At 44.0% G+C, this 26,204-nt stretch carries 10 protein-coding genes; all 10 read left to right on the top strand.

All coding sequences use genetic code 11. From position 1 onward, the window contains the following. Window positions 1–71 precede the first annotated feature (71 nt). The 10 genes from FW757_RS01325 to FW757_RS01370 all read left to right on the top strand — a co-directional run bounded on the left by FW757_RS01325 (window position 72) and on the right by FW757_RS01370 (window position 26,188). On the top strand, window positions 72–1,127 hold the full coding sequence (locus tag FW757_RS01325) for a phytanoyl-CoA dioxygenase family protein (protein ID WP_145242935.1): 1,056 nt from the start codon (window positions 72–74) through the stop codon (window positions 1,125–1,127). 550 nt (window positions 1,128–1,677) lie between these two features. Further along, on the top strand, window positions 1,678–2,352 hold the full coding sequence (locus FW757_RS01330) for an aspartyl/asparaginyl beta-hydroxylase domain-containing protein (RefSeq protein WP_145242937.1): 675 nt from the start codon (window positions 1,678–1,680) through the stop codon (window positions 2,350–2,352). 7 nt (window positions 2,353–2,359) lie between these two features. Then, the gene (locus FW757_RS01335; RefSeq protein WP_145242939.1) at window positions 2,360–2,869 is read left to right on the top strand and encodes a GNAT family N-acetyltransferase; all 510 of its coding nucleotides are present in this window, start codon (window positions 2,360–2,362) and stop codon (window positions 2,867–2,869) included. Between the two features lie 29 nt (window positions 2,870–2,898). Next, entirely contained in the window at window positions 2,899–3,180 is a 282-nt protein-coding gene (locus tag FW757_RS01340) for a DUF6916 family protein (protein WP_054205190.1), read from the top strand. A gap of 58 nt (window positions 3,181–3,238) precedes the next feature. Then, the gene (locus tag FW757_RS01345; protein WP_145242941.1) at window positions 3,239–3,784 is read left to right on the top strand and encodes a phage tail protein; all 546 of its coding nucleotides are present in this window, start codon (window positions 3,239–3,241) and stop codon (window positions 3,782–3,784) included. A gap of 14 nt (window positions 3,785–3,798) precedes the next feature. Further along, window positions 3,799–4,329, top strand: coding sequence for a phage tail protein (locus FW757_RS01350; protein WP_054205192.1), 531 nt, complete (start codon window positions 3,799–3,801; stop codon window positions 4,327–4,329). Window positions 4,330–4,341: 12 nt separating this feature from the next. Beyond that, window positions 4,342–4,878: a phage tail protein gene (locus FW757_RS01355; protein ID WP_054205193.1), complete on the top strand. Its 537-nt coding sequence runs from the start codon at window positions 4,342–4,344 to the stop codon at window positions 4,876–4,878. A 277-nt stretch (window positions 4,879–5,155) separates the two neighbouring features. Next, window positions 5,156–6,247: a S8 family peptidase gene (locus FW757_RS01360; protein WP_259398578.1), complete on the top strand. Its 1,092-nt coding sequence runs from the start codon at window positions 5,156–5,158 to the stop codon at window positions 6,245–6,247. After that, on the top strand, window positions 6,237–7,385 hold the full coding sequence (locus tag FW757_RS01365) for a TIGR03032 family protein (RefSeq protein ID WP_259398577.1): 1,149 nt from the start codon (window positions 6,237–6,239) through the stop codon (window positions 7,383–7,385). Before FW757_RS01360 ends, FW757_RS01365 begins: the two co-directional genes overlap by 11 nt. Before the next feature lie 5 nt (window positions 7,386–7,390). Then, the gene (locus FW757_RS01370; RefSeq protein WP_446440787.1) at window positions 7,391–26,188 is read left to right on the top strand and encodes a tandem-95 repeat protein; all 18,798 of its coding nucleotides are present in this window, start codon (window positions 7,391–7,393) and stop codon (window positions 26,186–26,188) included. The last annotated feature ends 16 nt before the right edge of the window (window positions 26,189–26,204 follow it).

Genomic DNA, 26,204 nt, shown 5'->3' on the forward strand with positions numbered 1-26,204 from the left:
TTTAGTTAGCGTTAATAAATCAATTTAAGGTGTTTTGCTTGTCTAAAATCAGGCAAGAAAAAGGAGTTATTATGCAAAATGAATTGATAGCAAAAGTGCCATCTCTGCACACAACAGCGCAGAGCATACTACCTTGTTATAAAGAAACTGGGCGCTTAGGTCTATTTCAATTAAAACGAATGTGGCACAAAGCGCAATTACAAAAACAAGGCTGTGCGGATAAAAAAATAATAGAAGGCGAATGGTCGCTTGATGTCATGATCATGGATACTTTAGGCTTAGGGCTCACACCGACGATAGAATTCATTTTTTCATCGGATAGTTTTTTAACGTTCGAAAACTGGGTAGAACAGCGTTATGGCATAGCTATTTCAAATACAGTTAAAAGTAAGTTAAATGAAAAGGTAGCAGCATTTTTTCAGCAAAAAGACCCAAAACAACAAAAAATATTACTAAATCAGCCTCGTCATTATGTTTTAACGTCACAGCAGTGGCAAAGCTGGGATGATAATGGTTACGTTATTATTCCTGAGTTGGTGGAAAAAACGCTATGTGAAAACGTTTGTAATATGATTTATGAACGTTTGAATATGGATAAACACAATCCTGCTTCATGGTACCGAAATCATGATCTTAAACAAGGAGTTATGGTACAAATTTTTAATGATATAACAATGCAAGCTATTCGGAAGCAGCCTCAGGTGCGGGATGTTTTTGAGCAACTGTGGGGTAAAAGTAATTTAACTGTAAGTACTGATAGGGTTGGTTTTAACCCGCCAGAGACATTGAGTTGGCAGTTTCCCGGGCCAAATCTGCACTGGGATATTAATTTTAATAAACCGCTCACCTTTGCAACGCAAGGGTTACTGTACCTTACTGACGTTACCGCTGATCAAGGTGCGTTTAGTTGTGTTCCTGGTTTTCATAAAAAAATAGACGGCTGGCTTGCTAGCTTACCTAAAAACACCAATCCACATCATTTTAATTGCCAACAATGGCACAGTACGCCTTTGCCTGCAAAAGCGGGCAGTTTAATTGTTTGGCAACATACACTGCCGCATGGTAGTTGTCCAAATAGGACGAATAGTCCTCGAATTGTGCAATATATAAATATGAGCTCATTATAAAGCTAAGCAAAATCAAGCCTGCAGTTATTTATAAGAATAAAAATGATGCCATGTAATAACGTGTAATGTTTTTTATAACACTCCTGTGCCATGCTCAAGATAATTTAAATTAAGCTGCATTTACTAAGCCTTTTATTTTTTATGGTTTTTTATGATGTTTGATATAAATCAAATAAATTAAAGCTATATAAAATAAATGAAAATTAAAGTTGTACCCTATAGCTTTTAAACTAAGCTCTTAACTGAATGTAGCATTAATTCCCTAATAGAATTTAGCACGATAATTGGATATCAAAGGAATATTTCAGTATGGAAGCACAAAGTTCACAGCTTACAAAGCGTTTACGGCGCGCAAAACCAATAATTTGTTATTTAAAGTCTTTACTTAAAATGCAATTAGAGTCATTTGCTAAAGCCGTTATAGTGAGTGAAAGTAGCTCAACATACCGCAACAATATACATACAGAAATCGATTTCACCCCCATCCTGTATACACTTTGTTTTAAGATTAAATACTTGCTCATTCATTCTCTTCGTTTGAGAACAAATAATGAATGATGACATACTTATTCCTGAAGTTGTTAATGCTGGTGAGAATATAGTCTCTCCAGTCATTTCGTTTGCCAAGCTTGAAATTTTTTATAATGTAAAAAAGATGTCTGCCGATTTGCTTGTAGCAAAAAAATTAGAATGGGTTAGACATGTTAATACCCAGTGTTATCAGGGCGATTGGGATGTATTGCCTTTAAGAGTGCCTGTTGAACATGCTGATAAGCATGTGATTCTGCAATCTTTCGCAATTGAGTCTAGCTCAAGTTTTATTGATGGCGATCACCTTCAATATTTACCTTCTATTAGTGAGTTATTGTCACAATTTAAATGTAATATTTTATCTGCACGGCTTATGCGCCTTTCCCCCAACTCTTTGATTAAACCCCACCGAGACCTTGGATTGAGTATTGAGCTATCAGCCCAGGCACGTATTCATATTTCTTTAGAGACATCTGAACATGTTGAATTTTTAGTGGATGATTTAAAAGTTCCAATAAGTCAGAGCAGCTGTTGGTATATAAATGCCGATGCGGAACATTCTGTAATAAATACTGGTGATACACCAAGAATCAACCTTGTCATAGACTGTAATGTTAATGAGTGGTTGTTGGATTTAATTATGAACTCTAAAGAAAAAACATATTGTAGTAAAAAAAGTAAGCTAAGGAGCTAAAGAGGTAATGAAACTTAATATTCCTAAGGGCTTAAATATAAGACCGTCAAATGCAAACGATAAGCCTTTTTTAGAAAAGCTGCATAGTTTAATGCGACAAGACTTACAGTTAATTGATGGCGAAAAAGATTTTGTAGAGTCAATTGTGGAAATGCAGTTTAAAGCTCAAACCCAAGGGTATGGAGATAAGTTCCCCAATGCAATGTACTTTATTATTGAAAAACATCATGAAGCAATCGGTAAGGCAACCATTGATTTTGGCCCAAATGAAATTCGTATCGTCGATATTGGCTTTTTACCAAGTGCGAGAGGGCATGGTTTTGGCTCAGCGATAATTCAATCGTTTCAAAGTGCCGCATTACAATCTGGTGCACCTTTAACACTGACCGTTGAGCAACATAATTTTGCTGCTAAGCAGTTGTATGCGCGTTTAGGGTTTCAAGTTGAATCAATTAGCCCGCCATATGAATTTATGGCGTGGTACCCACACCCAGTGAAATTAATGAGTGGTGTGTGACTAAGCGAAGTTAAACACAGGAGTTGAATATGGAAAAGTTTACGTTTGAAAATGTTGAAAGAGCACAAGGGTCAATTGTTAAGGTTGCTGGTCAAGATGGTGAAGTAGAGTTAAAGGTATCATCAGTTGATAGAACAAAACTGAATGGGGAACAATGGGATGCATTTCGTGTTTTGCTTAAAGGCTCTGCAAATGAACCTTTAGAACAAGGCACATATAGACTCACACACGATGCATTTAATGATGCAGAGCTGTTTCTATCACCAAATAGCGAAACTGAGTATGAGATATACATCACGACACAAAAATAGTACTTCGTGTTTAATAGACTAAATTATTCGTTTAATAAAAGTGAGTAGGGAGATTTATATGGCTGATCCGTTTATATCTGAAATACGACCATTTGCGTTTGATTTTGCCCCAAAAAATTGGGCATTCTGTAATGGTGGAGTGATCGCAATTACACAGAATGGGGCACTGTATGCTCTATTAGGGACTCAGTTTGGTGGTAACGGAACAAGTGATTTTAAGTTACCGGACTTACGGGGGCGCACGCCTATCGGTAGTGGGTTTTTGAGCACTGAAAACCGTCCCTTTTATGCTGGAGATAGTTCAGGGGAGGAAACGGTTAGGTTAACGTTAGATGAAATGCCAGCGCATACGCATGCAGTAAAAGCTACGGCTAGCATAGCCGCTAATAGCCCCGCGTTTACAGATCGTATATTTTCTGAATCAAAGGATAATAAGGGTACCTCAGCTGAACCTTTCGTATACGGTTCATCGTTAGATTTGACAGAACTTGCTCAGGATGTTGTTAGTAGTAGCGGGAGTGGGTCGCCACATACTAATCTTCAACCTTTACTCGTACTTAATTTTTGTATTGCACTGGAAGGTACCTTTCCAGCTAGAAATTAAAAAAGGAAACTAGCATGTCTGAGTCATTTGTCGGTGAAATAAAAATGATTGCTACTACATTCTCACCTAGGCAGTGGGCATTTTGTAGCGGGTCTACTTTTTCAATAAGTCAAAACCAAGTGTTATTTGCATTGATTGGCGCACAATATGGCGGTGATGGGCGCTCGTCATTTATGCTGCCTGATTTAAGAGGGCGTGTACCCGTACATTTTGGGCAAGGCCCAGGATTACAACCTTACCCTATAGCGCGTCAGGCTGGCGTAGAAAAAGTGACGCTTCTACCACAGCAGATGCCAGCACACACCCATAGCTTGCAGGCAAATAATAATCGTGCAACTACATCTACAGCCATTGGTAATGTTTTGGCGAGAAGCCCTGCAACTGAGTCAACTTATATATCAGGCGCTGTCACGGGAGAAAGTCAGCAACTAAATGACGCTGCAGTTGAAACTGTGGGTGCTAATGAGCCGCATACTAATATGATGCCTTATTTGGCTATACATTTTATTATTTGCCTCAACGGCCTCTTCCCATCAAGAAATTAAAGGAGAAATATTATGGCTGAACCATTTATGGCTGAAATTAGAATATTTGGTCTTACGTATAGTCCTAGAGCTTGGGCTAAATGCGCAGGGCAAATACTCAGTATTTCACAATCTACAGCGCTATTTAGTTTGCTGGGAACTAATTTCGGTGGTGATGGACGAACAACATTTGGAGTCCCTGATTTACAAGGCAGAGCACCAATGCATGCGGGATCAGGGATAGGACTAACGACTCGGCCATTTTCTACCTTTGGTGGTGTTAGCCAAGTAGCGTTGGCCCCCATACAGCTACCTAAGCATGACCATGTTATTTCAGGTGTATTTCAAGCTGGTAATACTGACCAACCAAGTGATAATCAACTTGCAATAGACGTTGCCTCCTCAGGTGGTGCACTGCGATATACTGCGCCACTGGATAGTAATACAAGTGCTATGAGTAGCAGCAGTTTAGCATCGTCAGGTAAGAGTCAGCGGCATGAAAATATGCAACCTAGCTTAGCGTTAAACTTTTGCATTGCACTAGATGGAATTTATCCACCAAGAAATTGATGTGTGAGAATACAGATTTTAGTTTGAAATCTGTATTCTACATATGATGAAAAACCATTATGTTTGTGCAGGAAGTAAGTTATATGTTGTTTGAAAGAGCTCTGTTGGTTGTTATTTACTTATGTTGAAATACCTTAATTGGCATATTGTTTTCAGCTGTTTAATTATAGTTGTGTGCTTATTTGCAAGAGATGTATCTGCTCAGGCGAGTTTAGACAAGCTGCAATTTAAAAGCTCTAAAGGTAGTGTTGTATTTGCCAAGCATGACAGTAATTTTTTGATTGATGATGCAGGGAAGATGTACGCTTTTAACAAAAAAATAATAATACTCTCTTTGCTATCAGTCGATGAGATCTCACAGCTACATGATGAAATAAAACAAGTTCAAGTAATCGCTAATATAGGAAGTGAATTGGTTTACTGGGTAACACCTAGACCCGAATATTTTTTTGATGTTTATTTAGCGTTAAGCAAACATCAAGATGTGCTAGAGATCGAACCAGATATTGCACCTGTCACAAAGTTAGTTACGTCAGGAACAAGCAGGCAGACTAGCAGCGTGCTTGTGTCACAAAATGCTCCTTTATGCGATAAACCAGAGAATACTGTGCGGGTTGCAATTATTGATGACGGCTTTGATTTTACTCACCCAGAGTTTGATGATTTAACAGTATTGTTTGAATATGATCCTGATGAAAAAACACTGGCAACCAGTGCTAAAAACCCAACTGATTACCATGGTACACGTGTTGTTGGAGTTATTGCTGCAAAGCAAGATAATATAGGGGTTGAGGGTTTCGCACCGACTAGTGAAATAATAGCTATCAGGCAAGTTTCAACATGGTCATCTTCTATAATATTGGCATTTCAGGTCGCTAAGTTGATGAAAGCGGATGTTATCAACTGTAGTTGGGTTTTACCGTTATTATCGGGTATTACGTCACTGGTAATTGAGAATGTTGCATCTGCATCAAATGCACCTATTATCGTTGTTTCAGCAGGAAATTCGGGTAAGAAAGCTTGTGAAGTCAATCATCTATCGGCATTAAGTTCAGTGGTTGTTATAGGGGCAATAAATAAAAATGGGAATGTTGCTGAGTTTTCTAATTATGGGCAATGTGTTGATTATTACGCCCCTTCTTCAATTGCATCAACGTCACTTAATGGGTATGTAAATTTTGGTGGCACCTCATCATCAGCCGCTATTGTTTCAGGCGTTGTGGCACAGCTAAAAGCATGCGGAGTTGAATACCCGTTAACAAAATTAACGATGGTTGAAAATATTTTGCCTGCACATGTAGTTAATAAAAATAATATAAAGAGTGTAACTTTGATTAGATCAAAAGGTAGTGAAATTAATGAGCACTGAAATGGAACCGTTAGATTTTAGTAGCACCCACAGTGACAACTTCCCAAAAATATTGGCTCAGTTGGGCGTATCGTTGATTGCGACAAGTTATCAATCACAACGTGTTATTTTAGTGCGTTCCAATAATGGCAAGCTAGAAACAAAATTAAAGGCATTTCCAAGACCAATGGGACTTTATGCCGACGAAAATAGGGTCACGCTTGGAACACTAAATCAAGTAATCGACTTTCAAAAAACACCAAGTGGTTATGCTGATGTTATTAATGGGAACCTTGATCGTTATGAAGAGTTGCCAAAAAAATTACAAGATAATGAACTCAGAGATAGCCCCAAATTTCGTGAAGAGTGGGATGAACAAGTCAAAAGTGTAAAGGCAGCCGACAGTTTGTTTATAGAAAGAGCGACTTTATCAACAGGTATGATCAACATCCATGATATTTGTTGGGGTAATGATGGTTTGTGGGTAGTTAACTCGATGTTCTCTTGTTTAAGTAAGTTAAGTCCTGACCATAGTTTTGTCGCTGCTTGGGTGCCGTCGTTTATTTCAGAACTGAAGCCGGAAAATAGATGCCATTTAAATGGCATGGCGTTGTTAGATGGTGTGCCTCGTTATGCTACAGCCTTTAGTGAATCAGATACAGCACAAGGTTGGCGTGAAGAGCTAGGGAATAAAGGGGTGCTTATTGATGTCGTTGAAAATAAGGTCATCAAATCAGGTATTTCAATGCCACATTCGCCAAGATGCCACGCAGGCAAGGTGTATTATTGTGCATCTGGAGATGGCGATATTCATGTATACGATCCAAAGTCAGGTACTAATAGAGTTTTATGTGAGTTGCAAGGTTTTACAAGGGGAATGACGTTCTTTGGTGACTTGATGCTTGTCGGTACGAGTACATTACGTAAATCAGAAGAGCATATTCGCTTTAAAGCAAACCCAAGATTATTAGATGGGAAAAGTGTGTGCGCAATATGGTTAGTGAATGTAAATACAGGTGAGGTGGTAGGTAATTTGACTTTTACGGGTGATGTAAAACAGATTTACGATATTGCTGTTGTACCGAACAGCAGGAAACCAGAGCTATTTCAAAGCTCAGACGCGTTGTCTAGCCATATTTTTGAATTTTGTCGAGGATGAGTATCATGGAACGTTTAAGCTTAAATAAAACTTTTTTAGGGGTTGCGATTTCTGCAGTAATAGCTAGCGGGGCTTACGCAGAAACAGTAAATGAAGCTGTAGATTTAAAACAATTTTCAAAAAAGTTAGCGCTAGAAACTGAAGATGAAATAGTTGGTATAGAGTCAAAAAGCCCATTTTCGACATTTAGTCGAGGGCAAAAAGCCCAATCACACTTAGTAAACCCAGATATAAATAATACATTAAGCTTTTTAAAAGAGCAGGGATTACTTGAAACGAATGAACAAAAAGTAAGTATTGTTAAGGGCGATAATACACAAGTAAAAAGTGATTTACTAATAAGAAAGGTGTTTGCAAGTGCAAACTGCACCCTACCAGGCGGGGCGTGCACCACTGTAAGCTCTTCTAGCTGTACTTTGAGAGGTGGTAGTGTTGGCGCTTGTGGGTCATCGCCAGAAATAGATGTTGAAGAAAGTGGATCGACAACTGTAAGCGAAGACTTTGGCAGTGTTGCAGCGGATGGTGTAGCAACTACAACAAAAACCTTTACGGTAAAAAATGAAGGCACTGGTAATTTAACGACTACGGCTGTTTCTATAACAAGTGGAAGTAGCGACTTTTCAATTACAGGCGGTACATGTGCTACGAATGGTCAAACATTAAGCTCAGGTATGCAATGTACGATACTTGTAACTGTACAAACGACAACAGTTGGTGGGATATCAGGTAATTTAAGAATTAGCAACACTGATGCAAATGAGAGTATGTATAATGTGTCTTTGAGTGCCACAGGTACTTCTACAAATTCAGCGCCTGTTGTTGATTTAAATGGTGGGATTCCAGGTACAGGGAGTTCAGTGTCATTTACCGAAGGTAGTGGTGCTGTAAATATTGCGCCCGATGCTAGTGCAGAGGATAGTGATGGCGATACAATAACAACAATAACCGTTGCATTAACCAACGATCAAAATGGCGCCTCAGAAGGCCTGAACGTAACAGCTGCGGCGCAAAACGCACTCACGGGTGGGTCTGCGGCGGATATTATACTTCAAGACACAATTTCTATCACAGGGGCAACCGTAACGGCCGCTGAAGTGGCTACCTTTTTGCAGAATATCACTTACGATAATACTTCAAATACGCCCGATGAAACTGCTAGAACGGTGACAGTGGTAATTAATGATGGCACTGTAAATAGTGTAAGTCGTACAGCGACAATTTCGGTTGCTAATATTACTTCAGCGAGTTCTGCCGCTGCTGGATTTAGTACCTTAAACGGTATAAATTTAAGCCCAGCAATTACATTTAGTGACGATAATGAAACATTAAATATTAACAATGCAGCGCATATTACAGGGTCAACGGCTGATGGCGGCGGCGGTACCGATACAATCAGTGTTGTTACCGGGAGCGACTTAACTGGGTTCACAAGCTTAACGGGTTTTGAAACCTTAACGCCCTATAACAATGGTTCATTGACATTAAGTGAAACGCAGCATGACAGTTTCACTACTATAAATGGTACAGGTACAAATCAATTTACTATCGCTAGTGCCGATGGCGATCAAACGCTAACGGGTGATGCGGATATTGAAACTTATGTGCTTGGCGCTGCAATGATCTTTACGCTTGGTAGCGCAGCGCAAAATGTAACTGGCAGCAGCGCAGATGATACCGTTAATATTAATGCCTTCACGGTAACAGGTACATTGAACGGCGCTGCGGGTACCGATATATTGCAGGCTGGCACTGGTGCTGATCTTAGTGGTGCAACAATATCTGCCTTTGAATCATTAACACTTGCCAGTGGTGCGAGTGTATTGATGACTGAGGCACAGCACGATAGTTTTACAACGTTTACAGCACCAGGCACAGAAACGATAATTATTAGCTCAGCAACGGATGGACTAACAGGCAACAGTGCGATTGAAACGTATGTTTTATCTGCACCAAATGCATTCACCCTTGGCGCTGCAGGGCAAAATTTTACTGGTAGCACCGGCGACGATACTCTCAATATTGGCTCAGTTAGCGCAATCGGTATTTTAGCGGGCAACACCGGCACTGATACGTTATCTATTGGTAGTGGTGGCAGTATTTCTGGCGCCACAATTAGCGGCTTTGAAAACTTGACGGTAGCAAGTGGCGGTTCAGCAAGTATTGCTGCATCACAGCTAGCATTGTTCTCAGGCACTGTATCAGGCAGTGGTAATGAGACGCTAGATATTTTAGGTGATGGTAATTTCGCTACAGTATCAGCAATTGAAAGCTACACATTAAATGACGATAGCACGAACGCGCGTACAGTATCTATTAGTGCCGCGGGGCACTCAGTAACAGCTAGCTCCGTAACTGATGCCATTACGTTTGATATTGGCACACTAGCTTATACGGGAACAATTACCGGCGAAAATAGTGTTGCTGATACATTGTCTATGAGTAGCGGCGCAAACATTAGTAATGCCACGATTAGTAATGTGACTAATTTAACACTCGCTTCGGGTGCGTCAGTATCGATGACGGCCAGCCAGCATAGTAGTTTTACGGGCACCATAACAGCGCCTGGTTCAGAAACGATTACTATCACCGGTGATGGTGATTTCACAACCTTAACTGGTATTGAAAGCTACGATGCAGCTGATGACAGTACAAACACCAGAACAATCACCGTATCAACAGGGACCACTAATGTTACGGCTGGTTCGTCAACCGACGCCATAATTTTTGCAATTGGTAACAGTGCATACACGGGCACGTTAATTGGCGAAAATAGTGTTGCCGACCAAGTACAAGTAACTGATGGTGCAGACATTAGCGGCGGTGGATTTTTAAATATAGGCACTCTTTCGTTAGCTAGTGGCGCAACAGTGGCTATTGATGCCGCTAATATTGGTAATTTTAGCACTGCTATAACGGGTAGTGCGGGTACTGAAACACTGAAACTTATGGATGGTGGGGCGTTTGATTTTACCAGTACCTCAGTGTCTGCTGTTGAAGGCGTGGCAATAGGAACTGACAATAATGCCACAGTAACCTTAACTGACAACTTTAATGCCAATGGTCAAGCAGTATCAGTGTCAAATGTCAGTGGCGGTGAAATTACAGCAGCCCTATCAATAAATGCTTCAGCCTTTGCCAGTGACATGTTGACGATTACAGCCAGCAATTTTAATGGTGATGATACTTTCGTTGGCGGTAGCGGCGCAGATACCATCCGCCCTGGCGGTGGTACTGATTCGATGACGGGCAATGCAGGTAACGATAATTTTGTCGGCAGTGCATCACAATTATCAGGGGATACCATCACCGATCTAGCCGTAGGTGATACCTTAACGATTACTGGCGTGACAGGGCTTTCAAGTGCAAATGTGCGATTTAATGGCACGAGTACATTAGAAGTTGATACAGATGCCACCGATTTTAATATTTCTGAGCTTACGCTCTCATTAAGTAATTCACCAGGCTCAAGTTTAGCTTTTAGCGTTGCTGAAAGTGGTAGCGATACCATAATAACTTTTGTTGAGCCAAATAGCGCCCCCGTATTTAGTAGTTTGAATGGCGGTGCAACCTTCATTGAAAATGGCTCTGCAATTGTTATCGACTCTGATGTGACTATCGCTGATACTGAGCTCGATGCCCTTAATGGCGCAATTGGTAATTATAATAATGCCAGTTTAACTATTAGTCGAAACGGTGGGGCAAGTACTGAAGATGTTTTTGCGAACAATAACTTATTGGGCGCGCTAATTGAGGGCAATACGTTTACTTATAATTCGACCACAGTCGGAACGGTAACGACTAACTCCTCAGGTACCTTGGTACTGACCTTTAATGCTAATGCTACATCTGCAATTGTTGACTCAGTTTTACAAAGCATTACCTATCAAAATAGTTCCGAATCTCCATCATCATCAGTGACTTTGGATTATGTCTTTAATGATGGGATAGCAAACAGCGCGGGTACAAATCAAGCGATAGTGAATATTACTGGGCAAAATGATGCCCCAACGGATATTTCACTTTCATCGGCAAGTATAAATCAATCATCAACTGGACCTGGTGCTAATATAGGGGCGCTCACTACCTCAGATGTAGATACCACCGACAGTCATAGTTATACGTTTGTAAGCTCAGGCGCAAGTGTAAACGGTACATGTAGCGCTGATACAAACAACAGCAATTTTCAGATCAGTGGCACCTTAATTCAGACGCAAGCTGCACTTAGTGCAGGAAGTTATATTGTGTGCGTACAAAGTAACGATGCAACAACAACTTTTCAAAAAGCGTTTACTATAACGGTAAATGATAATGTTGCGCCAAGTGCGCCATCTACCCCTGATTTAAATGCGGCTGCTGATTCAGGGTTATCTACTACGGATAATATTACCAACGATACCACGCCAACATTTAGTGGCACTGCTGAGAGCGGTTCAACAGTTAGTCTTTACAGCGACCAAGTTGGTGCTGGAGCAACTGTAATCGGGTCTGGCATAGCGACCGATGGCAATTGGCAAATTACCACTAGCACTTTAACTGCCGGTTTAGACCATGCTATTTCAGCAAAAGCAACAGACTCAGCAAGTAATGTAAGTAGTAGCTCAAGCGCACTTACAGTGACAATTGACACAACCGCGCCGAGCGCACCGAGCGCAGCCGATCTAACTGCAGCCAGTGATAGTGGTTCTTCGAGTACAGATAATATAACCAATAATACAACACCCACTTTTACAGGTACAGGCACCACAGGCGACACTATTACTCTTATTTCAAGTGTTGATGGCTCAATAGGCAGTACTGTTGTTAGTGGTGGGGTGTGGAGTATCACCGTAGGCTCAGCAATGACGAGTGGCTCGCATACTATTGTGGCACGCGCGACGGACTCTGCTGGTAATATTACCAATGGAACGAGTACTACAATAACCATTGATACTAACGTGAGTGCACCGAGTATTACCACCCCGATTGAAGTAGATGGTCGGATCAATGCTGTGGAAGATGCGCATGTGCTTATACAAGGTAGCGGCGCTGACTCTGGCGCTACGGTTAATGTGACCATCAGCGATGGTTCGAATAACTTATCACGGACTGTGACGGCCGATGGCTCTGGGGCATGGACTATCAGTGGTAGTGAGTTTGATGTCAGCAGCTTTAATGATGGCACGCTCACCGTCAGCGCCACACAATCTGATGCGGCGGGTAACACCTCCAGTGCAACCAGCACCTCAGTGATTTTAGATAACGCAGCACCGAATGCCTTGACCATAACGACCCCGATTGAGGTTGATGGCCGGATCAATGCCGTAGAAGATGACAGTGTATTGATCACTGGCTCTGGGGCAGAAGCCAATGCTAGTGTCAGTGTGACCATCAGCGATGGCGCGAATAACTTATCACGTACCGTGACGGCCGATGGCTCTGGGGCATGGACTATCAGTGGTAGTGAGTTTGATGTCAGCAGCTTTAATAATGGCACGCTCACCGTCAGCGCCACACAATCGGATACAGCGGGCAATACTTCAAGTGCAGCCAGCACCGCAGTGATTTTAGATAACGCAGCCCCTAATGCTTTAACTATTGCCACCCCGATTGAGGTTGATGGCCGGATCAATGCTGTAGAAGATGGCAGTATATTGATCACCGGCTCCGGGGCAGAAGCCAATGCCAGTGTAAGTGTGACCATCAGCGATGGCGCGAATAACTTATCACGGACTGTGACGGCCGATGGCTCTGGGGCATGGACTATCAGTGGTAGCGAGTTTGATGTCAGCAGCTTTAATAATGGCACGCTCACCGTCAGCGCCACACAAAGTGATGCGGCGGGTAACACCTCCAGTGCAGCCAGCACCTCAGTGATTTTAGATAACGCAGCACCGAATGCCTTGACGATAAGCACCCCGATTGAGGTTGATGGCCGGATCAATGCTGTAGAAGATGGCAGTGTATTGATCACCGGCTCTGGCGCAGAAGCCAATGCCAGTGTCAGTGTGACTATCAGCGATGGCGCGAATAACCAATCGCGCACCGTGACGGCCGATGGCGCAGGTACATGGACTATCAGTGGTAGTGAGTTTGATGTCAGCAGCTTTAATAATGGCACACTCACCGTCAGCGCCACACAAAGTGATGCGGCGGGTAACACCTCCAGCGCAGTCAGCACCTCGGTGGTTTTAGATAATACAGCACCGAATACCTTGACGATCGCCACCCCGATTGAGGGCGATGGCCGGATCAATGCCGTAGAAGATGGCAGTGTATTGATCACCGGCTCTGGGGCAGAAGCCAATGCTAGTGTCAGTGTGACTATCAGCGATGGTTCGAATAACCAATCGCGGACCGTGACGGCTGATGGCGCAGGTACATGGACTATCAGTGGTAGTGAGTTTGATGTCAGCAGCTTTAATAATGGCACGCTCACCGTCAGCGCCACACAATCTGATGCGGCGGGTAACACCTCCAGTGCAACCAGCACCGCAGTGATTTTAGATAACGCAGCACCGAATGCCTTGACCATAACGACCCCGATTGAGGTTGATGGCCGGATCAATGCTGTAGAAGATGGCAGTATATTGATCACCGGCTCCGGGGCAGAAGCCAATGCCAGTGTAAGTGTGACCATCAGCGATGGCGCGAATAACTTATCACGGACTGTGACGGCCGATGGCTCTGGGGCATGGACTATCAGTGGTAGCGAGTTTGATGTCAGCAGCTTTAATAATGGCACGCTCACCGTCAGCGCCACACAAAGTGATGCGGCGGGTAACACCTCCAGTGCAGCCAGCACCTCAGTGATTTTAGATAACGCAGCACCGAATGCCTTGACGATAAGCACCCCGATTGAGGTTGATGGCCGGATCAATGCTGTAGAAGATGGCAGTGTATTGATCACCGGCTCTGGCGCAGAAGCCAATGCCAGTGTCAGTGTGACTATCAGCGATGGCGCGAATAACCAATCGCGCACCGTGACGGCCGATGGCGCAGGTACATGGACTATCAGTGGTAGTGAGTTTGATGTCAGCAGCTTTAATAATGGCACACTCACCGTCAGCGCCACACAAAGTGATGCGGCGGGTAACACCTCCAGCGCAGTCAGCACCTCGGTGGTTTTAGATAATACAGCACCGAATACCTTGACGATCGCCACCCCGATTGAGGGCGATGGCCGGATCAATGCCGTAGAAGATGGCAGTGTATTGATCACCGGCTCAGGGGCAGAAGCCAATGCCAGTGTCAGTGTGACCATCAGCGATGGCGCGAATAACTTATCGCACACCGTGACGGCCGATGGCTCTGGGGCATGGACTATCAGTGGTAGTGAGTTTGATGTCAGCAGCTTTAATAATGGCACACTCACCCTCAGCGCCACACAAAGTGATGCGGCGGGTAACACCTCCAGTGCAGCCAGCACCTCAGTGATTTTAGATAACGCAGCACCGAATGCCTTGACCATAACGACCCCTATTGAGGTTGATGGCCGGATCAATGCTGTAGAAGATGGCAGTGTATTGATCACCGGCTCCGGGGCAGAAGCCAATGCCAGTGTCAGTGTAACCATCAGCGATGGCGGGAATAACCAATCGCGCACTGTGACGGCCGATGGCTCTGGGGCATGGACTATCAGTGGTAGTGAGTTTGATGTCAGCAGCTTTAATAATGGCACGCTCACCGTCAGCGCCACACAATCTGATGCGGCGGGTAACACCTCCAGCGCAGTCAGCACCGCGGTGGTTTTAGATAATACAGCACCGAATGCCTTAACGATTGCCACCCCAATTGAGGTTGATGGCCGGATCAATGCTGTAGAAGATGGCAGTGTATTGATCACCGGCTCTGGCGCAGAAGCCAATGCCAGTGTCAGTGTGACTATCAGCGATGGCGCGAATAACTTATCACGTACCGTAACGGCTGATGGCTCTGGGGCATGGACTATCAGTGGTAGTGAGTTTGATGTCAGCAGCTTTAATAATGGCACCGTCACCGTCAGCGCCACACAAAGTGATGCGGCGGGTAACACCTCGACTACGGCAACCGCAGTAATTACGTTGGATAATCAAGCGCCAAATGCATTGACGATTACTACGCCAATTGAAGGCGACGGCAAAGTTAATGCTGTAGAAGATAACGATGTGCTAGTGCAAGGATCTGGCGCAGAGTCAGGTGCAACAGTTACAGTAAATGTTGATGGTATATCTAAAACTACCACAGCAGATTCAAGTGGTAATTGGACATTGTCGGGCAACGAGCTGGATATCAGTGCGCTGAATAATGGTACGCTGACTGTCTCGGCAACTCAGGCCGATAGCGCAGGTAATATCTCAATAGCTGCAACTACAACAATAACGTTGGATAACCAAGCACCAAACGCACCAACCTTTATTACGCCTATTGAGGGGGATGGTAAAGTTAACGCTGCGGAGGATAATGATGTATTAGTCCAAGGCGGGGGAGCAGAGTCAGGTGCAACAGTCACTGTGAGTATCGCTGGGGTTACTAAAACGACTACCGCAGACTCAAGTGGTAATTGGACATTATTAGGTAATGAGCTGGATATCAGCGCTCTAAATAATGGCATATTGACAGTTTCGGCAACACAAACCGACGATGCGGGCAATATCTCAACGGCTGCATCAACTTCAATTACATTAGATAACATCGCACCAAATGCGGTGGCTATTACAACGCCGATTGCAGTAGATGGTATTGTAAATGCGGCTGAAGACAATGCTGTGTTGATCACAGGGTCAGGAGCAGAAGCTGGCGCAACAGTGACAGTGGGTATTAGCGGCGTAAATGCCACTGTGGTAGCTGATAGCAGCGGTAACTGGACACTTAACGGCAGTGAATTAGACATTAGCGCTCTAAATAATGGCACATTAACAGTATCTGCAACGCAAACCGATAGCGCAGGAAATATTTCATCTGCAACGACAACCACTATAACCTTAGATAATGTTGCGCCAAATGCATTGGTTATTACAACGCCGATTGCTGTTGATGGCATTGTTAATGCTGCTGAAGATAATGCGTTATTAATTGTAGGATCTGGGGCTGAATCAGGCGCTGCAGTTAAGGTTGATGTTGGCGGTGTAAATGCCACCGTGACTGCTGATAGCAACGGTAATTGGACTCTCAGTGGTAATGAGTTAGATATCAGTGCATTAAATAATGGCACATTAACGGTATCAGCAACGCAAACTGACAGCGCAGGTAATATTTCACCAGCGGCAACGACGACGATAACCTTGGATAACAGTGCACCGTCAGTTGTTACTATTAATACGCCAATCGAAGTCGATGGCATCGTTAACGCTAGTGAAGATGATAGTGTATTGATCACCGGCTCTGGGGCAGAATCAGGCGCTGCAGTTAATGTTGATATTGGCGGTGTAAATGCCACTGTGACAGCTGGTAGTGGTGGTAATTGGACGCTTAACGGCAATGAATTAGATATAAGTGCACTTAATAACGGCACTTTAACAGTATCGGTAACGCAAACTGACAGTGCAGGGAATACTTCACCAGCGGCGACCAGCTCTATTACTTTAGATAATACCAGCCCAACTGGGCATGCAGTTAGCGTTGATCAAAGCTTAATTAACGCAGATAACGAATCCGCAATGAGTGTTAGTTTTACTGGACTTGAAGGCAGTGGTTCGCTTAGTTATCAGGTTAGTGATGGCAGTAATGCTGTTACTGGTAACGCAACAATTAGTGCTGTTACGCAGCAAATTACAGGTATTGATGTTACAACATTGGCTGAGGGAGTGTTAACGTTCTCAGCAATAGTTACAGACACCGCAGGCAATGCCAGCGCAGCAGTAACTGCCACAGTAACTAAAAAATACAACGTCGTACCGGTGTTAAGTGGTTCACCAAGTACAACTACAGCTGAAGATGCAGCGTATAGTTTTATACCCACCCTTACAGACAGCGATACGCAAGATACCCATACCTTTAGCATCATTAATAAGCCAAGCTGGGCGAGCTTTGACACCAGCACGGGCGAATTAGCGGGCACGCCACAGAACGAGGATGTAGGCAGCTACGCGGCTATTACTATCAGTGTTAACGATGGCACAGATAGCGCCAGTTTAACGCCATTTACATTAGAGGTCACCAACACCAACGATGCGCCGGTAGGGCAAAACTTCGCGTTTAACCTCGATGAAGCCGCGACATTAACCGTGGCACTTGCAAACGGGTTATTAAGTAACGCCAGCGATGATGATGCAGGCGACACACTCAGCGCAGAGCTGGTCAGTCAACCACAATTTGGTAGTGTCAGCTTAAACAGTGATGGTAGCTTTAGTTATCAACATGACGGCAGTGAAAACCACGGCGACAGCTTTACATTCCAAGTTCGTGATAGCGCCGGTGCGTTATCGGCAGTACAGACAGTAACACTAACGGTCGCGCCAGTTGCAGATGCACCGGTTGCCATGGATGACAGTGCCACCACTGCAGAAGACACGCCAGTGAACTTTAGTTTGGTAGCAAATGACAGTGATGCAGAAGATGACTTAGTGGTCGCTTCAGCGGCTATCGTATTACCTGCGAGTAAAGGCACGGTAAGTATCACTAACGGCATTGCCACGTATACACCGAACAGCAACGTAACGGGGACAGACACTTTTACTTATACGGTAAAAGATGCGGCATTGAATACCTCGACAGCGGCAACAGTGACAGTCACCATTACCCCAGTGAACGACCTCCCTGAGGTACAAGCTATCAGCTTAAGTGTGGATGAAGACACCGCATCAGCAGTGACCAATGTGCGTTCACTGGCCAGTGATGTGGAAGACACCATCCCAACGGGCACGATTAACTTAGTCAGAGCGCCAAGCTCAGGGCAAGTGGTGTTTGACCAAGCCGCGGGCACCTTTGTGTATACCCCAGATGCGAACGTTACAGGGCAAGACAGTTTCACCTACACCATTACCGACAGCGAAGGCGGTGTGTCACTGCCAGGAACCGTTACGGTAAATATAGGTGCGGTGAATGACCGTCCAGTTGTTGCTAATGATGCAGTGACGACTGATGAAGATACCGCAACAACGTTAGCTATTTTAGCAAACGACTCAGACGTAGAAGACAGTGGCTTTAATGCTGCCAACGTAAGCCTTGAAAACCAAGGCACGGGGGCGGGCATGTACGACTTTGCGACAGTCAGTGTTAACCTCGATGGTAGTTTAGCTATCGTGCCAAGCCAAGATGTGAATGGGGTATTTAGTTTCACCTACACATTAACAGACAGCGAAGGCTTAAGCTCAACCCCAGCGACCGTCACACTGACCATTAATGCCGTGAACGATGCACCAGTGGCGCTAGATAACACCGCCCAACTGCAAGAAGAAGGTTCATTTGAAGTTAACGTATTGGGTAACGACAGTGATGTTGATATCGGCGACAGCTTAGATGTGAGCAGTGTGACGGTTGTCAGTGCACCAAGCAATGGGCAAACTCAAGTAACCGCAACGGGGGCAATCATTTACACCGCCAATGCAGATTACTATGGTGACGACAGCTTTACTTACACAGTTAAAGACAGCAATGGCGAGGTATCTAACCTTGCTACTGTCACCATGACTGTAAACCCAGTCAATGATGCGCCGGTGGCACAAACGCAAACCCTTAACCTTGATGAAGATGCAAGCTTATTGATCACATTGCTTGCGACAGACATCGAAAATGACAGCTTAACTTATCGTATCGATACTGATGTTGCACACGGAACGCTAGTTCAACAAAGCAGTGATAGTTGGTTGTATACACCTGCGGCAGATTATAACGGCAGTGATAGTTTCACGTTTGTAGCCAATGATGGTGCGTTAGATTCAGCTCCTGTTAGTGTTAACTTAACCGTTAATGCTGTAAATGATGCCCCAGTTGCCAGTGCAGAGGCGGTGTCAGTAAATGAAGATACGCTACTGACGGTCAACCTTGCCGCCAGCGATATCGAAGGCGATACCTTAACGTATCAAATCAGCAGTCAGCCACAAAATGGCCGTGTTACATTGACTGGATCGCAAGCAGTATACCAAGGCGAGAGTGACTTCTTTGGCACCGATAGCTTTAGCTTTGTTGCTAACGATGGCAACGTAGATTCAGCACCTGCGGTGATCACAGTGACCGTGAGCAGTGTCAATGATGTGCCAGTGATCAGCGGTTCACCGACTGTGTCAGTGAGTGAAAAAATCGTTTATAGTTTTGCGCCAACGGCAACTGACACCGAGGGTGATAATTTAACCTTTAGCATCAGTAATAAACCAAGTTGGTTGGGTTTTGATAGCAGTACCGGGTTGCTCAGTGGTACCGCTGGTAACAGTGATGTGGGTGTGTATAGTAATATTGTGATCAGTGTCAGCGATGGCATGGATACGGTAAGCTTACCGGCATTTAGCTTAACGGTGATCAACGTCAATGACGCGCCAACGATTGGTGGTGCTCCAACATTAAATGTTGATCAAGATACCCTTTATAGCTTTACCCCAACAGCCAGCGATATTGATGGCGACAGCTTAACCTTTAGCATTAGCAACAAGCCGAGCTGGGCAAACTTTGATAGCAGCACTGGGCAGTTGTCAGGTACGCCAAGTAATGATGATGTCGGCGTAAATAATAACATTATTATTTCAGTATCAGACGGCGCGATTACTACAGCACTGAGTAGCTTTAATCTCACAGTTAAGAACGTTAACGATGCACCGACAATCAGTGGTACACCGAACACCACGGTAAGCGAAGACAGTCAGTATCAGTTTACGCCATTAGTGCGTGATATTGATGGTGATAGCCTCAGTTTCAGCATCATTAATAAGCCAAGCTGGGCGAGCTTTGACACCAGCACGGGCGAATTAGCGGGCACGCCACAGAACGAGGATGTAGGCAGCTACGCGGCTATTACTATCAGTGTTAACGATGGCACAGATAGCGCCAGTTTAACGCCATTTACATTAGAGGTCACCAACACCAACGATGCGCCGGTAGGGCAAAACTTCGCGTTTAACCTCGATGAAGCCGCGACATTAACCGTGGCACTTGCAAACGGGTTATTAAGTAACGCCAGCGATGATGATGCAGGCGACACACTCAGCGCAGAGCTGGTCAGTCAACCACAATTTGGTAGTGTCAGCTTAAACAGTGATGGTAGCTTTAGTTATCAACATGACGGCAGTGAAAACCACGGCGACAGCTTTACATTCCAAGTTCGTGATAGCGCCGGTGCGTTATCGGCAGTACAGACAGTAACACTAACGGTCGCGCCAGTTGCAGATGCACCGGTTGCCATGGATGACAGTGCCACCACTGCAGAAGACACGCCAGTGAACTTTAGTTTGGTAGCAAATGACAGTGATGCAGAAGATGACTTAGTGGTCGCTTCAGCGGCTATCGTATTACCTGCGAGTAAAGGCACGGTAAGTATCACTAACGGCATTGCCACGTATACACCGAACAGCAACGTAACGGGGACAGACACTTTTACTTATACGGTAAAAGATGCGGCATTGAATACCTCGACAGCGGCAACAGTGACAGTCACCATTACCCCAGTGAACGACCTCCCTGAGGTACAAGCTATCAGCTTAAGTGTGGATGAAGACACCGCATCAGCAGTGACCAATGTGCGTTCACTGGCCAGTGATGTGGAAGACACCATCCCAACGGGCACGATTAACTTAGTCAGAGCGCCAAGCTCAGGGCAAGTGGTGTTTGACCAAGCCGCGGGCACCTTTGTGTATACCCCAGATGCGAACGTTACAGGGCAAGACAGTTTCACCTACACCATTACCGACAGCGAAGGCGGTGTGTCACTGCCAGGAACCGTTACGGTAAATATAGGTGCGGTGAATGACCGTCCAGTTGTTGCTAATGATGCAGTGACGACTGATGAAGATACCGCAACAACGTTAGCTATTTTAGCAAACGACTCAGACGTAGAAGACAGTGGCTTTAATGCTGCCAACGTAAGCCTTGAAAACCAAGGCACGGGGGCGGGCATGTACGACTTTGCGACAGTCAGTGTTAACCTCGATGGTAGTTTAGCTATCGTGCCAAGCCAAGATGTGAATGGGGTATTTAGTTTCACCTACACATTAACAGACAGCGAAGGCTTAAGCTCAACCCCAGCGACCGTCACACTGACCATTAATGCCGTGAACGATGCACCAGTGGCGCTAGATAACACCGCCCAACTGCAAGAAGAAGGTTCATTTGAAGTTAACGTATTGGGTAACGACAGTGATGTTGATATCGGCGACAGCTTAGATGTGAGCAGTGTGACGGTTGTCAGTGCACCAAGCAATGGGCAAACTCAAGTAACCGCAACGGGGGCAATCATTTACACCGCCAATGCAGATTACTATGGTGACGACAGCTTTACTTACACAGTTAAAGACAGCAATGGCGAGGTATCTAACCTTGCTACTGTCACCATGACTGTAAACCCAGTCAATGATGCGCCTTTAGGTATTCCGCAAAGCTTAATACTTGCAGAAGATAATAGCGTTTTGATCACCTTGGTTGGCTCAGATATTGAGAACGATGATCTAAGCTATCGTCTTGATGAAGGCGCATTACATGGCTCGCTTGTGCAGCAAAGTAATGATAGTTGGTTATATACGCCAAACGCCAATTATAACGGCAGTGATGGCTTTAGCTTTGTTGTTAATGATGGACTATTAGATTCAACAATAACGCCGGTATCGTTAGTTATCACCGCAGTGAATGACGCGCCAGTTGTTGGTCTACAAACCGGCGTTACTGATGAAGACATGCCAGTCGTTATGAACTTACTCGGTAGTGATGTTGATGGTGATACATTAATCTATACAATCGTTAGTCAACCAACTCATGGCACTGCGACTATCTCAGGTGAGCAAGTTACTTATCAAGGCAGTGCAAATTACTTTGGTGACGATCAGTTTAGTTATATAGCGAATGATGGATTACTTGATTCAGCACCGAGCACAGTATCAGTAACGATTAATAGTATTAACGATTTGCCAGTGATTACTGGAGTACCAAGCTTAGCGGTTAATGAAAATGACTTATATAGCTTTGTACCACTAGCGACAGATAATGATGGCGATAACCTCAGCTTCAGTATTGAAAATAAACCAAGTTGGTTGAACTTTGATACCACCACAGGGGAGCTATCAGGCAGACCAAGCAATGCTGATGTAGGAAGTTATGCAGGCATCACGGTGCGTGTAACGGATGGGATTGCAAGTCAAAGTTTAACCCCATTTACACTGACAGTAGTGAATGTTAACGATGCACCAACAATCAGCGGTTCACCTGCAACATCAATCGCGCAAGATACAGGTTACTCATTTACGCCAATTGTGTCGGATATTGATAATACCAGTTTATCATTGACGATTGCGAACAAGCCGAGTTGGGCAACGTTTGATAGCACAAGTGGTACATTAAGTGGTATACCGACACGAGATGACGTTGGTCTATATAGTAATATTTTGATCAGCGTAAGCGATGGGCAGTTAAGCAGTACGCTTAACCCATTTAGTATTGATGTAACGTATGTGAATGCGCCGCCTGTTGCTAATGATATGGTAATGCGCGTTAAAGAAGATAATAACCTCAGTGTCAGTGCTCAGGTTAGTGACAGTGATAACGACAATTTAGTTATAGAAGTGGTCACTCAACCACAGTTTGGTAGCTTAACGGTGCAAGGAACGGTATTTAGTTATCAGCCACAGGCTGATTATCATGGTAGCGACACCTTTAGCTATTTAGTGACTGATGGTAAAACAAGTTCAGCTATAGCTACGGCGTTAATTACTGTTGAGTCAGTAAACGATCAACCGGTTGCTGTGGAAGATACCTTTGACTTAGCGCGAACAGAAAGCGGCCGTTATATACTTGATGTATTGGCGAATGATACTGATGTTGATGGTGATGTAATAACAATTATTGGTGCTAGGGCGTCAGTGGGTACAGTGAGTATTGTTGACCAGCAGCTTGTCTATCAATTTAGCGCAAGTAACCAAGGCACTATTAAAGTTGAGTATATTATTGCCGACCCCGCGCAAGCACAAAGCACAGGGTTTGCTTTTATTAACTTTACTGATGGCCAACTAGGTGCACCAACCATTACACCTCCAGCTGATGTGGATATTGATGCAACAGGATTGTTTACTCGAGTTAAGCTGGGTACAGCTCTTGCGTTTGATAGCGAGCAAAACAGATTACCAGTCGCAACTTTAAATCAAAGTATGTTGTTTACGCCAGGTGTACATCAAGTGTATTGGCAAGCGACAGACAGTAGTGGTAAAACCACAATGGCTAGCCAGCAAGTAATGGTTCACCCGCAAATATCACTAGGTAAAAATAAAGTTGTTGCTGAGGATCAAAGTTATACCACTCGGGTTTACTTGAATGGAACAGCGGCAAGTTATCCTGTCACTGTACCTTACAGCGTATCTGGAACCGCAACATCAGATGATCATGATTTAATCAGCGGTGAAGTGGTTATTGAACAAGGCCTCGTTGGTGAGATCAACTTTAGAGTCTTTGCAGATAGTGAGATTGAAGCGGATGAAACAATAGTTATAACGCTTGACGATAGCCTTAATACTGGCGCGCAAGCCTCTAATATTATGACTATTTCAGAGAGTAATATAGCACCAAGCTTAGTTACGATAACGGAGCAAAATAATCAGCCTCGGCCATTTGTTTTAGCCAGTGACGATCTCGTAACAATTACAGCGTTGGCAACAGATAATAACCCTGGAGATAATATTTCATTCAGTTGGCAAGCAGCAGATGAACGGATTGTTGATCTAGGTAATGCGGCTGATACATTTGTGTTCTCTACAGCTGAACTCGATATTGGTATTTATGAAATAGCAGTAACCGCAACAGATGACGCTGTGGATAGCTTATCAACTACAGTGACCAGTTATGTTGAAGTGGTAGCTCAGTTACCTGAGTTAACAACTGCCGATACTGATAATGACTTAATACCAGACAATATCGAAGGTCTACAAGATAATGACCGTGATGGTATTCCTGATTATTTGGATAATATTAATGAATGTAATGTATTACCTGAGCAAGTAAATGAGTCCGCGCAGTTTCTTGTCGAGGGGGATGCGGGAGCATGTTTAAGAAAAGCATTCTCAAGCATACAAAATAGCAGTGGCGCAGCACAATTGTTTGAAAATGAATTGCCTGCAGATGTTGGGATGGATAACTCTGGTGGTTACTTTAGCTTTATAGTAACCGCCATGGAGCAAAAAGGTGAAAACTACCACATAGTGCTTCCGCAAAGAATGCCAATACCAGCGGGGGCGATTTATAGAAAGCTTATCAATAATGAGTGGATTGACTTTAATACCAGCAACGGCGATAAGGTCTATTCTACTCAAGGTGAGCAAGGGTATTGCCCTTCACCAAATAGTCAGCTGTGGCAAGAAGGGCTTAAAGAAGGTGACTGGTGTGTACAATTACGCATAACTGATGGTGGTATCAATGATGCTGATGGCGTAGCGAATGGTCAAATTGTTGATCCAGGCGGCGTTAGCGTTATGAGTAGTAATAACAGCGCGCCTGTTACACAATCAGATCAAGTAACTATTGCACTAGGTAATAGTATTGTTATTGATGTGCTCAGTAATGATAGCGATGCAGATAATGATGTATTGATGCTCACCAGTGCAAGTGTTGATTTTGGTGAGGTAGCAATCGTTAATAATCAACTTAGTTATCAACCATTACTTGATTTTATTGGTACTGCAACAATCAACTACAGTGTGTCTGATGGTAAAGGTGGAACAGCCTTTGGTACAGCGACTGTTAGTGTGGTAGTAAACAGTGCCCCAACAACTATTGCTGATACTGCAAGCACCAACGACCGCACGCAAATAGTTATTGATGTACTCTCCAATGACAGCGATGCGGATGGTGATGCACTTAGTTTAATAAGCGCGCAAGCTACGCAAGGAACAGTCACTATAAATAACGATGGCACATTGAATTACCAACCTAAAGTAGGTTTTGAAGGTGTTGATTTAATTGAATACACAGTGACTGACAGTAAAGGTGCTGAAGCTAAAGGAGAAGTAAAAGTGACCGTAAAAGCTTATACAACCACCACGGTTAAAAATAGCTCATCAGGTAGTTTAGGCAGCACCATGGTGTTGTTAATGATTGGTTTAGTCTTTATACGTCGCCAATCAAAACTGACGCCATGGGCTTTACTCGCTACGGCTGCGGTAGTCAGTCAGCCTGTACTAGCAGGTGAGTGGTCTATGGATGGCACTATTGGTTATGCGGCCGTTGCAGGCTCAACCACAACTAATCAATCAGTCGAATTAGCGAATACTGAATACGACGATACCGATATTAGTTGGTCAATAGGCGCAATTTATTCCTTAGCGACTAATTGGCAATTTGGCGTACGCTATATCAACTTAGGCGAAGGTAGTATGACCTTTGTTGGAGATACGCTTGATCCAAGTAACGCGCAATTGAATGTATCACAAACCGTGCCGGTATTGTCACAAGGACCTGCGATACAAACAGCTTATGTATTTCCGCTGTTGGGCCAAGTTAAGAGTAAGGTTTTTGTAGGGGCTTTCCATTATCATTATTCAATCGATAGCCGCTCATCTACGGGGCAAAAAATTACATATAGTGACACCAATACACGCCCTTATTTGGGCGGGCAATTAGCTTATCCAGTGCTTGAAAATACAGATGTTTCAATTAACTATAGCCATTATAAGCTAAGAGAAAACGATGTGAATGAATGGGCGCTAGGATTCCAATATCAATTTTAGGAGTCATTAAAGCGTA

The sequence above is a fragment of the Pseudoalteromonas sp. 1181_04 genome (assembly GCF_052850545.1).